Raw genomic sequence first — 14,507 nt, 5'->3', positions numbered from 1 at the left:
TTTGACATGAAACGCAAAATAAATACACTACGAGATATCTTGGTGGGTAAAATTCCAGATCCGAAATCCCAGGTTGAACAAATAACCATTGCTATGGTTTTTAAGTTTATGGACGATATGGACAAAGAGTTTCTGGAAGATGCATTTTTTGGCGGTGAGCGCAAGTTTTTTGTTAAAATTGAAAAAGACGATTATTCCAAATATGCCTGGACAAACCTGATGAGTCCACAAGTTGGTGGGCAGGAACGTTCAGACTTATATCGAGAAGGCATTGAAAAAATGTATATGAATCCAAACCTCCCTGATTTTTTTAGAGAGGTTTTTCGTAATGCATACATGCCTTTTCGTGATAGCGAAACAATAAATCTATTTTTAAAAGAAATCGACGATTTTACTTATGATAACAGTGAAGATCTAGGCGAAGCTTTTGAAATGATGCTTAGTATTATGAGCTCACAAGGAGATGCTGGACAGTTCCGTACACCTCGTCACATCATAGATATGATTGTTGATATCGTGCAACCGGAAAAAAGGGACAGAATTTTGGATCCTGCATGTGGTACAGCGGGATTTTTGATTTCAGCCTACAAGTATATTTTAGAACATAATAAGGATGAAAGAGGCAATATAACATTAACGCCTGACGAAAAAATTAAGCTAACAAATAACATTGAAGGTTACGACATATCTCAAGATATGGTTCGGTTTTCTCGTGTAAATATGTATTTGCATCATTTTCAAAATCCGAAAGTCTACGAGTATGACACATTGACCAGTCTTGATCGTTGGGATGATCAGTTTGATGTTATTTTGGCAAATCCACCATTTATGACACCGAAGGGCGGTATCAATCCTCACAATAAGTTCCGTGTTCAAGCAAAAAGGAGCGAAGTTTTATTTGTAGATTATATTGCTGAACATCTTGCTCCTAATGGTAGAGCAGGGATAATTGTACCGGAAGGTATTGTGTTTCAAACTCAAAGTGCCTATAAAGAGTTACGTAAATTTTTAATCGACGATCAATATCTTTATGCGGTGATTTCCTTACCGGCAGGTGTTTTTAATCCCTATTCTGGCGTGAAAACTAGTATTTTATTGTTTGATAAGGCTTTATCTAAAATGACAGATGAAGTTTTTTTTGTAAAAATAGAGAACGATGGGTATGATTTAGGGGCTCAGCGCAGAGAAATTGCAGGATCACAAGTGCAGAGGACAGTTGAATATATAAATAGCTATAAAGAAGCTATTATACAAAACGAAGTGTTTGTTTTGACGGAGGAGCAAAAGGAATTTGCTGTTATTGCTAAAAAAATTAAAGTTGCAGAAGAAAGCTATGTTTTAGTAGGCGAGAGGTACAAGGGAAGTCCTCTTACCACTGAAGCGGCTTATCCTGTTGTAAAACTAGGTGAGGTTTGTTCATTTATGACGGGAGGCACACCGAAGTCCGAAGTTAAGGAATATTATGAAGATGGCTCGATACCTTGGTTAGTTTCGGGGGATATTCATAAAGGTTTCATTTCAGATTGCGAAGGTCGAATTACAGAGATGGGGCTGGAAAATTCCAATGCCAAAATATTGCCGTATAATTCCGTGTTAATTGCATTAAATGGTCAAGGTAAGACACGAGGCACTGTTGCTATTTTAAAAATGGAGGGTGCTACTTGTAATCAATCAATAGTTGCAATCACCCCAAATGATATAGCTGAATTGCAACCAGAGTTTTTATATTATCAGTTAAAGGCTAGATATCAAGAGATTAGAGGTTTAACAGGAGATAACCAGCGTAGTGGATTAAATATCCCAATATTAAAATCATTGAACTTTGTTTTACCTCCTATTACTGTTCAGCAACAAATAATTACAGAAATATCAAGATATGAGAAAATTATTAGTGGAGCAAACCTTATAATTGAGAATTATAAACCTTTTGTAAAAATTGATTCATCTTGGGATCTCAAAAGAGTTGAAGAAGTAGTGGAGTTCATTAGTGGTGTAACTTTATCTATTGGAGAATGTGAAGCTGAAGATGGAATACCTATTATAACTATTGCAGATGTAACAGAAGATGGGTATATACGATATGAGAATGTGAGAAGAGTTGCTACAAGTAAAGCAGCTAACTTTTTGCAGAAAGATGATTTGCTATTTAACTGGAGAAACGGGAGCAAAAATTTAGTCGGTAAAACAGCTCGATTTGAAAGTTGTGAGCCGCACATTTTCGCTTCGTTTTTACTGGGCTTAAGACCAAAACCAATTATCTTAAGTGAGTTCTTGTGGGCGATACTTAACCAATATCGAGTTGAAGGAAAATACATGAAATTTATGAGGCAAAATATAAATGGTTTATTTAACAGAGAAGAACTAAAAGATGTCCTAGTTCCTGTTCCGCCGATCAGTGTTCAACATCAAATTGTTAATCAGATCAGCGAAGAACTATCAATAATTGATAAAAACAAACGTCTTATAGATATGAATGAACAAAAAATTAGCGATTCGTTAAATGAAATCTGGTGTGGATCACCGGAAAATGATACAAAACAAGAACTTGCAAAGGGAATTGATGAATTTAAGTTTGCAGCGCGAAACGCCTCGAAGCAATTTATTGACGTCGTACAAGCACGTCAGAAAACTGATTTAAATGGGTAATAAATGGAAAAGTCCCATCAAGCTCCAGGCAAGCAAGTATTATTTAATTATCAAATTAAAAGTTGTCCAGCTAAGCATTTAGCGGCAATTCTAGATAGAGAACAAATCAAATTAGTACGTGTTCATGTGGATGATAATTCATGCGGAATGTATACCGTTCTAGAAGGGAAAAAACTCATTTACATTAATGAGACTATGAGTAAAGGAAGGACTAATTTTACAATTGCGCATGAGCTGGGCCATCATTTTTTGATGCACCGGCTCAACGACTTTTGTCAGCTATACCGTTGTACATTAAAAAATATGAATCATAAGAATGATCCGCAAGAAGCGGAAGCCGGCTTGAATTCTCATGCCATCAGATATGATGATAAGAACATTTAACTCAGTCATGAGAAAAATAAGGGAAACAGGATTCTACAATGGATATTGACAGTCATCCTCAGAACATAAAAAATTTGCTTATTGATTCAAACTTGCCAGTTGGAATATTATGTTTCAAAAGAAATGGCATTCTATCGACTTACAAGAAAATTTTAATATCGAAAAATTATATCTCTTATAGCATTCTAGTTATCTTCAAGAGGCGCAAGGAGTGAAAGCGTTGGATGAGTTTGTGCATAAATTGAATCATTATTTGCCTGTTGATTTTAATGATGAAGAAAATAATGAATACCGGCAATATTTAATAGATACATATTTAGAAAACTGTACGAATGAAAAATATCAATTCGCCTTATTGGCTTTTCATATGCTTTTTATGTCTTTCCTTTATAAAGAATTTTGGTCATTGAAAACTTTCAGTTTTGAAACTGTAAGTGATCTGTGTCGAAACAATGCTAAATATGGAGGAGTTATAAATGTATTCGATGCTTCGATAATTCCCGAACTGACCGCAATAGACGATTTTTTGAGTATATTAAATTTTCATAGGAATAAGAAAGATGCTGTAAAAGAGTTTGTAAAGAAGAGAGATCAGTGTGCTCATGCAAGTGGGTTTATACAATTTAGAAAGGATAGTATAGAACGTTACTTGTGTGATGTTTTAGAATACTCTGAAAAGATTTCAAGTGCTAATAAACGGAACATTATTAAGATCTTTTTTTCGGATTTTGAAAACTATATACAAAGCGAGATTTTTCAGACATCTTTGTCTGGAGAATACATCAAGAATAAAATATTTTCGGGTAAGTATTCATTAAAAGATATTGAATATATTCTTGAAGCACCTATGCCTGAAATCATAGTTAATGACGAATTAGGGGATTATAAAATAGCGTATTTTTTTGCTATGTTAGTTTTACAAACATTTTACGAGAATCATGTTATTTATTATAGTGAACCACTTGATAGAAATGACTATACTAATAAGTTATATTTATTTCTTGAAACACTTAGTAAAGAGCAGTACGAAAAAATTCAGGTTCAGACAGAGGACGAATTGAACTATTTGAAAAGTTTAGAATGCCCTCTTAATCTTTCAACTATAAATGAATTTGTTGAGCGAGTATAATTTAGGTAATCTACATTGCTTTCAAATTAAAATTTGAATTCAAGTCCTCCGCTTTGAAAAAAGCGGCTTCTTTATATTCATGAAGGGTCGTGTTTCAATGAACATAAAGAATCACATTCAATCACTAGTTGGAAAAATGTTGGAAGTGTATACAAGTCGACATGAGTGTAAGAAACTTTCTCATAAGGTTATTAGGGGTGAAAGTAAAGATACCAGTGCAGAATTTGAGAACTTGTTTGGTATTATGATCGGAGAAATTTTCGGGAGTGATTACACAGTACTTGTCGGATATCAAATTCAAATGAATCGTGATGATTGGAAAAGTTTCAAAAAACCAGATATTTTAGTTTATAAAAATTCAACGTTAGAAATAATGTGTATATTTGATTTGAAAAATGATATTGGCCGCTATACGAATAATTGGTTTATAGAAGCAAATAACTGGCTATCCGATTTTATAAACGCTAAATCATACAGATATATGCCGAAAACTGATAAGGATCATGTTAATTTAACAGTAAACGGTGAGATTGGGTACTTTCTAGTTTCACTTAATAGACAGAACTCCCGCGATAAACTGCTAACTTACAGTAGAGAATTGAGAATTCGAAGAAGAGCGGATCAGAATATCAAGAGATTTAATTACTTTATTTTAATGAATCCGAAATCCTTAAATGATTATAAACGTATTTCACCGAGTGATATCAACCATCCCAAAAATATAAGGGAATGGAAGAGACTCGAAAGACAGTAAGTAAATTGCTAAATAATAAAGTCACTCTATAAACAAAGTCTGAACGAAACCGAGGTGAGTAGATAATGAGTGTCGAGTTGTTTATCAATGATCTTGCTGCTTATAGGTCGGCAAATGATGTCTTTAATCCCTGGGGCTCTCTTCACGATCCTCTCTATGATTTACCCGACGCTTCTAGTAGAAGGAAAAATAATTTAAAAAAATACTTAGAACAACGGGTTCCAAATGCTGACTATATCTTTGTAGCCGAGGCTCTCGGGTATCAGGGAGGTCGTTTTTCTGGAATTGCCATGACATCGGAAAGGATACTTGCTGGTAAATATAGATCCATACCCCCAAGTGCAGTTTTTTCTTTGGATACTGATTTTGAATATCTTCGCTCTAGCAATCCTGATTTAGAGCTTGGTGCGAGGGTCAGAAAACGATTCGGTTTTGCTGAGCCAACTGCGACAACGGTTTGGAATACAATTTTTGCATTGGGTCTTCACCCGAATCAAGTAATTCTGTGGAATATATTCCCCTTTCATCCTTACAAAATGAATGAAGGTGGTTTAAGTAACCGTTCCTTAGATATTGTATCGGACGATTTGCTTACAGGTATTTCATTTGTTCAAAAATTACTCCAAATGAATCCAAGAGCAAAGCTAATAGCTATAGGAATTCCCTCCAAAACAAAATTGGATGAATATAATATATCTTGTTATACGGTCCCACATCCATCCAAGGGTGGTACCCCCGAGTTCAAACAAGCATTGAGGGAAACAATTGAGCAGTTGCGGGATTGATTTATAATTTATTAATTTGTGTATCATGGAGTACTTATCGTGATTTAAGATGCTTTAAGATAATGAACAGATTGGTGATGAATGAAAACAGTGGTTCTAAGAACCATGTTCCATGAGAAATATTTGATTCTAGGCATTACCTTGTCGCGGCAGATAGACTAATAGCTATGTTCTCCGCATACAATAAAACAAACAAGTGGCACCACATGGTGCCACTTGTTTGTTTTATTGTACATGCCTAAAGCCACAGCCCATTCCTATAATTTTACTCATATATAATTGATGTTAAGTGACGTCGCCTTTTGGAAGGATATGGGCGTGAATTGTCGAATATAGGAATATTGTATTGTGCTAATAGTTTACTTTTAGAAAAAGTATCAAACAAATAGGTGGCCGTCAGCCGCGACACCATGGGAAGGTGTTCCGGCTGAGGGGAGACGGGCGCGAAACCATCATATACGGCAGCGCCAACTTTAGCCGCCAAGCCTGGCTTCTGCCTGTGAATGACGGAGGGAACGCCGAGGCCATTGTCATAGAAACGGGGCCGGCGAGGAGGTTCGAAGCTTTTTTCGAGGAAGAGCTGACCGGGACGTCGCTCGATTTGTCGGATCTTACTGTATTCGAAGAGGATGAGGAGGACGATGAAGCACGAACTTCCGCATACGTTACGGATTCGCAGTTGGTCGGAGAAGAGCTTCACTTTGTACTCATAGCCTCAGGGAAAATAGCGGAAGTGCTGCTGGACTCGATGCAAGGCGAGGTTCAACCGGGAGCCAATCATTATATAGTGCGTTTCAGCGGGTTCGCGAAGTCGCTTCGGCCCGTATTCGAACTATGTGTTACACTTCACGGACGGAACGGTCATTACCGTACCGGCATGGACCCATCACCGTCAAGAGCTGTACGAGAGCCGGACGATAATTTCCGGAAGCGTATATGGCGGTTTGACAGACGATCCATACTTGCAGGACTATCCCAACGTGCTTGGGTTACTTCAGGATCTTCTGTCCAGGCTGGCGCTTACGGAGGACGATTTGGAGCAAAAGCTGCCTGCCCGTCGCTCCTCCAAAGCCATCCATCTGGAGGCGGAGCTAAATGAGGAGGTGGCAACGGCCAGTGACCGTGAAGAAGACTATTTCGTGTCGGAAGCCGCCGCTTCTCTAACTTACGGTTCGATAAACGGCCGCGATGTACTCGGCAGTCTGATCCAGCAGCTGCTGCGTCCTTTTCGTGAGATGGCGGAATCGGCCGGAGAGAAACAGAGCGAGGATCCGCTGTCCATTTTACACAGCCCACACATGTGGAGTGCTTCGTGTCACTCCTGAAGAAAATAATTAGAAGAGCCACATTTACCTATCCAGTCGCAGTTCAGGCGTAGTTTGAACCTGGGCACTTGTTATACGAATTGGAGTATGGGCAAAGAAATAATCGTTATGTGTCGGATCGGATTGAGGTGACGTTCAATCAGTCAATCGGGAAGAATTTAAAAGGAGCTATAATGTTTCAAGAATGACAAGAGCTAATAATCATTCGATACATTAGGACCACTTCGGTGGTCTTTTTCATATCAAATTGAGTAGTTTTGGAATTGCAAATATGATTGAAATATGTCGATAGAAAATTTATTGGATATAGATGGTAATGGGGTTGTCGTTTATACTAAGAATAATATGGAAATAACGAGAGCAGGTGTAACATGAGCTTATTTGACACCATTCCTGGAAGTTTTTTCTCCGTACTTTCATCGGGAAACAAAGAGATATATCTTGATGCTATCATGCTTTTGCATCAGATGTTTAAGTACGAGCTTAATATACGCGTGGATGATTATATTCCTTCTTTGATCGCACAGATTGAAGATAAGGCCTTTACACCCGAAGCAGACGACGATGCCACAGAGGGCACTTTAACACCAAATGTTAAGGCGCGTTTGATCTTGAATCGATTGGTAAAAACGGGCTGGGTTGATAAAGAGTTTCTGGACGGTTCATTCATCGAAATAATTACGCCGCGGGATTATGCCATTCAAGTAATGAAACTCTTAAGTGAACTGAACGATCACACGCTGCACGAGTATAACTCTCTTGTTTTTGCCACTTTTTCAAGTCTCAAACAAGCGAAAAATGATCACCGAGGGCAAATGTACGAGGCGGTTTTATCCGCGAAAGCAAACACAGAACGGCTTACATACGAGTTAAAAAGTCTCTATCATGGTATTCGAAGTTATTTACGACAGATCCAAGAGCAGAGTGACGTGAATCGACTCCTGAAAAACCATTTCGAAGAATATAAACGAATGTCGGACCGTATCTATCATCCTATCAAAACGATGGATTCCATTCATCGATATATGGCGCCTATTCAAGAAATTTTGTCAGATGTTCTTGCGGATGAGGAGCTTATGGATAGCATGCGTTCAAGAGCTATGACTATACGAAGATATGAAAGTCACGAAGAAGCTGGTAAGGAAATCATATCTTTGATTGATTATGTTTTGGATGTATATCAGTCCATAGGCGGTATCGTAAACGAAATCGATAGAAAACACAGCACCTATACTAAAAGCTCCATTGACAAAATCCAGTACTTGATGACTGCCGACCAAAGTATCAAGGGTAAATTAGTAGAGTTGTTGAAAGCGTATGCGAAGTCCACTGATACTGTACGAAGTGAAATCGGCGAGATGCTTGATAGAAATGTTCGAGTTAATCGACAAGAATTTTTAGATGGGAAATCCCTTTATCATAAAAATGTTCGCAGTCGGAGAGTCAATGCAAACCCTCTAGAAATATCGGATAATCAAACTTTTTCCGATTCGGCAATGGCCGGCATGTTGCAACAAATTAAAATGGGGTATCCTGTGGCAAGAATACGAGCCTATGTAGATAGCCTATTTGCTTCGGGCAACAACGAAGTCAGTAGTGAGACGATCCCAGTTGACAACGATACCGATTTTATTTTACTGATTCTAGCTATTATCCGCGCTAATGAACGTGGTATGGCATATAAGGTTCAAATGAAGGAAGGGCGCCATGAGAAAAACGGATACACCATTCCGAATCTAACAATCAGCAGAAAGGAGGCAAAGCATCTTGTGGAGCGAGAAATATGAAGCACTTACTAGTTACGAAAAGGGCGAGTTTAAACGACTTGCGAATTATCTGCTATCCCACACCTATATGGTGCGATATGAATTTCAGCCATCGCAGCAAATGACATTGCCTAGCTATGATTACCAGAATGCGTCACGTTTGTTCGGAGTCTTACGGGATTATTTTGTTGTTACAGGTTGGCGTCTTGAGAAAGACGACCATTACGGCATTATGTCCTTAGTCAACATTTACGACCACAATCGCTTTAGAATCGATCGATTCACTACACTCTTTCTATATACATGTCGTCTCATATATGAGGAAGAACGTGAACAAGCGAGCAGTTTCCACACTGTGAAAACGGATACTCAGGCAGTCGTAGAGAAGATGCAGATGCTTGGGCTTCTGGAAAAAGGGAAAACGACTCAAAAAGAACGTATCGATGCTCAGAGGACACTTGCTCATTATAACATTATACAAAAGATGGAAACTTCTACATGGAACAGCGAAGGAAACCAAATTCTCATTCTTCCATCCATTTTGTCTATTGTCTCTAATCAGGGAATCAATGATATGATGGCAGAGTTAGAGGAACTTCGCAAAGATGATGTCGACAAGACGGAGACGGGACAGGAGGATGCGGAATGAAACTGATGACTAAACTACTGCTGATTCATTGGCACTACTTTGTCCATGAAATGATCGAGTTCGATAAAGTAAATTTTCTGACCGGCAAAAACGCGTCTGGAAAGTCGACAATTATGGATGCGCTTCAGTTATTGCTATTGGCCGATACGAGTGGCAGTTTCTTTAACAAAGCTGCTAGCGGACGGGGGAATCGAACCTTGAGCGGGTATTTGCGTGGCGAATTGGGGGACGATGAGAACTCTGGTTTCAAATACCTGCGAGACGGCCGTTTTACAAGTTATATTGCCATAGAGTTTTATGATGAGGAAAAGAAGAAATATTTTACTGCCGGGTGTTGCTTTGACACCTACTCGGAAAACGACATGCAAAAACTATTTTTCCGATTTGATGGATCCATACCGTCCAATGCACTCGTTGTTAACCGAAAACCGATGGATATTACAGCTCTTAGGACTTATATCAAAGAAAGATACGTAGGACATAGCTATACCACTGATGTAAACCGGGACTTCAGGAATGATCTGTATGGAAAACTTGGGGGATTGCGTGATCGCTTCGGGCAATTGTTGAAAAAGGCTGTTTCGTTTAATCCGGATGTGGACATCCAGCAGTTTATTTCCGATTTCGTATGTGATACGCAGCAAACAGTCGATGTCAGCCGTATGCAAGAGAATATTAGAAGCTATAAGAGATTGGAACAAGAAGCTGATGTACTTAAGGAACGTATTGCCTTGCTTGATCAAATCGTTACTGCTCATCAGAGTTTTGTATCTCACCAACAAAATGAAATGCTCTACTCTTATTTAGTGGACCGGGCTCGGGCTGGTATCATAACGATGGCCTTAGAAGTTGAAAAGAAAAAGGCAGCAGAATATACAGCGCAGGTTTTCGCTCTGAACGGTACATTGGAAGCGGAATTTGAACGGCAAATAAAAATGCAGGAAAAACGTGATATATTACAAGCCCAGTATCTGAACAATGAGCAGACTCAAACCCTGAAACATCTTCAGGCACAGATTGAAGAAAAGGAACTACGAAAAGACGAACTGAAGAAGGAATATGACAAGACCTCGGCAATGCTTGCAAAAAGCGTGGCGTCGTGGCGTATAAATTTGGGTGGAATGATTCGAAAGATAGATGAAATCGATATTTCTTCTCTGAACCCTCTATTGACTACTCGTATTCATGATTTGGTTGCTGGAGGTCAAGAATTCTTCGTCAATTTTGGCACAATTGGTAATTGTGATGCTGGAGCTATTTTGTCAGTAGGTGAGGAAGGGCTTATCCATATCGCTGAAACTGCTGATGCAATGCGAATAGAGTCCGGTGGGCTCGTTTCCCGGTTTTCCGAAGAACAGCAGAAGATTGTTGATGAACGCAAAATGTTGCAGACAGAGCTGCAATCCCTTGAGAGTGGCGTGTATCGCTTCCCGCAGGATGTCTTGGATCTCAAGGAAGCGGTATCAGGGCGGTTACGTGCTAAAACGGGGACAACTGTGAAAGTCGTAATCGTGGCGGAAGCAGCGGAAATAAGGAATAATCGCTGGCGTAATGTCATCGAAGGGTACCTTCATACGCAAAAATTTTATCTCATTGTCCCTCCTGTACATTTCGACACTGCGCTACATGTGTATGACGAAATCAAACGAAAGCGTAGTATCTATGGTACCGGAATTGTAGATATTGAAAGTATTAAGAAAATAAATCCTACTGTGAACCCCGGTAGCTTAGCAGAAGAACTCGACACCAATGATGCCAATGTGCGACTATTTTTGGATTATACTCTCGGCCGTGTGAAAAAATGTGACCGCGTCGGTGACTTGCGTCGGCATCGAACATCAATTACTGACGAAGGCATGATATATCAGAATTTCGTTGTAAGAGCTATGAATCCGGAAAGATGGGAGAAACCAGCCATAGGTCAAGGCGCGATTCGGCAACGTTTGGAAGATGTGAGAAGAGAGATAGCAGAACTAACCGATAAAATAGGCATCTGCTCTTCCATCAAGACTGCCTTCCAACTGGGTAGCGGCCTAATGTCCATAAGTATATCAGAAGTCGGACAAATAGTATCAGCCGCAAAAAACGTCGGGATGATTCCGGAGATTGAGCGGGATATTGTCCTTTTGAAACACGATTTGAAGTCCGTTGATAAGAGCGTTGTTGAAGCCCTACAGGAGCGTATTCGGAGCTTAGATCAAATGTTGAATACGTTGCGTGAACAAATTGACGGATATAAAGACCAATGCAGCACCCTCAAAGAACGCTTGCGAGTATGTCAAGACGAGACGATATTGAAATTGTCCGAAGAACTCTATGCCATGGAGAAGCAGTTATTCGAAAAATTCGAAACGGAATGGCTAGAAAATATAGGGAAACCGAGATATGAACGTGAGCTACTTAGTAGAGGCAGCGCTGTCGATATTGAAAGGGCCTTTCCGCGAGAGCTCAGCCGCTCAACAAATGCCAGAACTGCGATGTGGGACGAGTTGCGAAACTTGCGCCGACAATACAACGATAAATATCTTATGGGTTACGATATTAATGCCTTGCAGAACGAGACCTTCGACAACGCGTGGCTCGAGCTTAGCGATAATAAGCTTCCAGAGTATCTGTCACGTATCGAGGACACACGAAACAAAGCCTTTGAGCAGTTTCAGGAGGATTTTTTAAGCCGCTTGCAAAACAACATTAATGATGCCAAAAGACAAATTGACGGACTCAATAGCGCTTTAAGTGGAAGTTCTTTTGGTGAGGATACATATCGATTCCGTATTATTCCCAAGCCTGAATATAAGCGGTATTATGATATGATCATTGATCCAATGCTGCTAGAGGGTGGATACAATCTATTGTCCGATCAGTTTAATACAAAATACAAGGACGAGATAGCAGAATTATTCGCCATCATAACAAATGAAGGAACTGGATCCAAAACTCAGGAACGCGAAGATTATGAAAAACGTGTTCAAGCCTTCACAGATTACCGTACATATCTATCATTCGATTTGGAGGTTATGAACAGTGAGGGCGAATCGCAGCGTCTTTCAAAAACGCTAGGTAAAAAGTCAGGCGGCGAAACGCAGACGCCATTTTATATAGCTGTATTGGCTTCGTTTGCTCAATTGTATAGGGTTGGTAGGGATAAGATTGCAAACACATCTCGAATAATCCTGTTTGATGAGGCCTTTTCTAAAATGGACGGGGAGCGTATAGTGCGTAGCGCTGAACTATTGCGTCAATTCAATTTTCAAGTTGTGCTTTCTGCGCCACCCGATAAAATTGGAGATATTGCCACTCTCGTTGACAGGAATCTACTTGTGTTACGTGAAGGCAAGCGGGCATGTGTTCGCAGCTTTGATCCTAGAAAGCTAGAGGACCTTGAGTATGAGTGAACTGTATAGGCACCAGCTGATAACAGCATTACTAGACAAATACGAACGCAGTAGTTATTTTTCTGAGAGAAAACGCCCTTCTCGCCGAATCATGTTTAATTTATACGATGGTGGGCAGACGGATTTCCCCGAATATGATATTGAACAATTTGAAAAACGTACGATGATTAATAATGCGGTACTGTCTTTGAATGAGGAGCAGCTCGTTTCCTATCAGTGGATGCGTGGGGAAGAAAACCACATCATAGCAAAGGTCTGGCTGAATATTGAAAATATATCCTCAGCATATACCCTAATCGGTAGAAAGCCAAAGGGTGATGAAGTAGACGACGTGTGCCTTGAACTATTGGATGCCATGGAAATTGTCCAAAGTGACTGGGCCAAGCAGTTCCTAGCCGAAACATATGAAGCTATTTCTAGCAGACGCTCAATTGGAAACAAATTACCCGCCGACAAAAAAGAACGCACAGATCTCATTCGTGCAATATGTTTTATTGAACAATTGGGCGAGCTAGAAATACTTGAGCGAGTTTTTTCGATACACTGTTTCGGTGATTCAAAAAGATTTGAGAAGACGGTAAAAACTCGGCTGCTCGGCATATTGTCAAAATACTTGGATTCCGTAGATGAATCTGAAGATGGACTTCTTAGACAAGTAGGAATTTCTAAGTATCCCGAGCAGATGGAGTTTTGTGGGCACGTCAGCATCATATTTGGTAATGAAGCCGTAGATTTTTCACCGTTAACTTTTGGGAGTACTGTGAGTACAACAGATTTTCAAAGAGGACACCTAAAAGTTTCTCCCAAAATAAAAAGTGTGATTTCAATCGAAAATCGGGCAAACTACATAGAGTATATCTATAAGCAAAAAAGTGAACATGAATTGGTTATATTCCACGGAGGGCAATTCAGCCCGGCAAAGCGGAAGTTTTTACAAAGCATTGCGAATACCATACCAAACACTTGCAACTGGTATCATTGGAGCGATATCGATTACGGTGGATTCTCGATGTTAGCAAGATTGAGGCAGGAAATCAAGCATAATGTCATTCCTTACCGTATGAATAAATCGGAGTTGGCAAAGTACTCTTCATTGACAGCATCAGTGACGCCCAAATACCTTGAGAAGCTTGGCAGCTTGAAGTTGCGTAAAGAGCTTAACGATTGCCAATCCTGCATCGACTTTATGATTGAAAAACGTATTAAGTTGGAGCAGGAGGCTATGTTGACAAACCTATTTTCAGAATAAAGATTAGGTACTTTACGAAACTGGACATCGACGGTTAGGGTGTTTTATCACTCTGCGGATAGGTCTATAATTCTTAACGAACTGCTCGGGCGATGGTGATTATGTAAGGTTTTGCCGACGTGGACGTTCATTTTTGGGGGATTATGCTATTCTCGGCGAGAATCACATATGTTAACCAACTCTTTATAAGTTTTTATTTTAAAGATAAATTAACCAGGGAAGGAGACGCCGAGGCGTCTGTTTTTTTATTTGGTTGAAACACTTTTTGATATGTTTTTAGCTACTTGGAATAGTCATTTTCCCTAAAGGCGGATTTCACTTTTAGGACAACAGCTCACTTTAGTTTTGAACGTCGATCCAATACTGGAAGGGATAACAAATAAAGTGTCGAATTTTGTAAATATAGCTGCATTGATACATGTAAG

At 39.5% G+C, this 14,507-nt stretch carries 10 protein-coding genes; all 10 read left to right on the top strand.

Annotated features, from left to right (window positions below):
* Positions 1 to 6: 6 nt before the first annotated feature.
* The 10 genes from ACI5FR_RS09725 (at position 7) to ACI5FR_RS09680 (ending at position 14,082) form a co-directional block, all read left to right on the top strand.
* Positions 7 to 2,646, top strand: coding sequence for an N-6 DNA methylase (locus ACI5FR_RS09725; RefSeq protein ID WP_405453679.1), 2,640 nt, complete (start codon positions 7 to 9; stop codon positions 2,644 to 2,646).
* Between the two features lie 3 nt (positions 2,647 to 2,649).
* Positions 2,650 to 3,030 carry an ImmA/IrrE family metallo-endopeptidase gene (locus ACI5FR_RS09720; protein WP_405453676.1) on the top strand — a complete coding sequence of 127 codons (381 nt, stop codon included), beginning with the start codon at positions 2,650 to 2,652 and terminating at the stop codon, positions 3,028 to 3,030.
* A 211-nt stretch (positions 3,031 to 3,241) separates the two neighbouring features.
* Positions 3,242 to 4,159, top strand: coding sequence for a hypothetical protein (locus ACI5FR_RS09715; protein ID WP_405453673.1), 918 nt, complete (start codon positions 3,242 to 3,244; stop codon positions 4,157 to 4,159).
* A gap of 97 nt (positions 4,160 to 4,256) precedes the next feature.
* Positions 4,257 to 4,913 (top strand): hypothetical protein, encoded by a 657-nt coding sequence (locus ACI5FR_RS09710; protein WP_405453671.1) that lies wholly within the window; start codon positions 4,257 to 4,259, stop codon positions 4,911 to 4,913.
* Positions 4,914 to 4,978: 65 nt separating this feature from the next.
* Positions 4,979 to 5,698: a uracil-DNA glycosylase gene (locus ACI5FR_RS09705; protein WP_405453669.1), complete on the top strand. Its 720-nt coding sequence runs from the start codon at positions 4,979 to 4,981 to the stop codon at positions 5,696 to 5,698.
* Between the two features lie 836 nt (positions 5,699 to 6,534).
* Entirely contained in the window at positions 6,535 to 7,023 is a 489-nt protein-coding gene (locus ACI5FR_RS09700) for a hypothetical protein (RefSeq protein ID WP_405453666.1), read from the top strand.
* A gap of 371 nt (positions 7,024 to 7,394) precedes the next feature.
* Positions 7,395 to 8,810 carry a Wadjet anti-phage system protein JetA family protein gene (locus tag ACI5FR_RS09695; RefSeq protein WP_405453663.1) on the top strand — a complete coding sequence of 472 codons (1,416 nt, stop codon included), beginning with the start codon at positions 7,395 to 7,397 and terminating at the stop codon, positions 8,808 to 8,810.
* Positions 8,791 to 9,438, top strand: coding sequence for a DUF4194 domain-containing protein (locus ACI5FR_RS09690; RefSeq protein ID WP_405453661.1), 648 nt, complete (start codon positions 8,791 to 8,793; stop codon positions 9,436 to 9,438). Before ACI5FR_RS09695 ends, ACI5FR_RS09690 begins: the two co-directional genes overlap by 20 nt.
* Positions 9,435 to 12,833: an ATP-binding protein gene (locus ACI5FR_RS09685; protein WP_405453658.1), complete on the top strand. Its 3,399-nt coding sequence runs from the start codon at positions 9,435 to 9,437 to the stop codon at positions 12,831 to 12,833. Before ACI5FR_RS09690 ends, ACI5FR_RS09685 begins: the two co-directional genes overlap by 4 nt.
* The gene (locus tag ACI5FR_RS09680) at positions 12,826 to 14,082 is read left to right on the top strand and encodes a Wadjet anti-phage system protein JetD domain-containing protein (protein ID WP_405453655.1); all 1,257 of its coding nucleotides are present in this window, start codon (positions 12,826 to 12,828) and stop codon (positions 14,080 to 14,082) included. Before ACI5FR_RS09685 ends, ACI5FR_RS09680 begins: the two co-directional genes overlap by 8 nt.
* Positions 14,083 to 14,507 lie beyond the last annotated feature (425 nt).

It is taken from the genome of Paenibacillus sp. HJGM_3, assembly GCF_045062745.1.
In the GTDB taxonomy this organism is placed as follows: Bacteria; Bacillota; Bacilli; order Paenibacillales; family NBRC-103111; genus Paenibacillus_AA.
The sequence above is the reverse complement of the archived record's forward strand: the minus strand, read 5'-3'. Positions and strand labels throughout refer to the sequence as shown.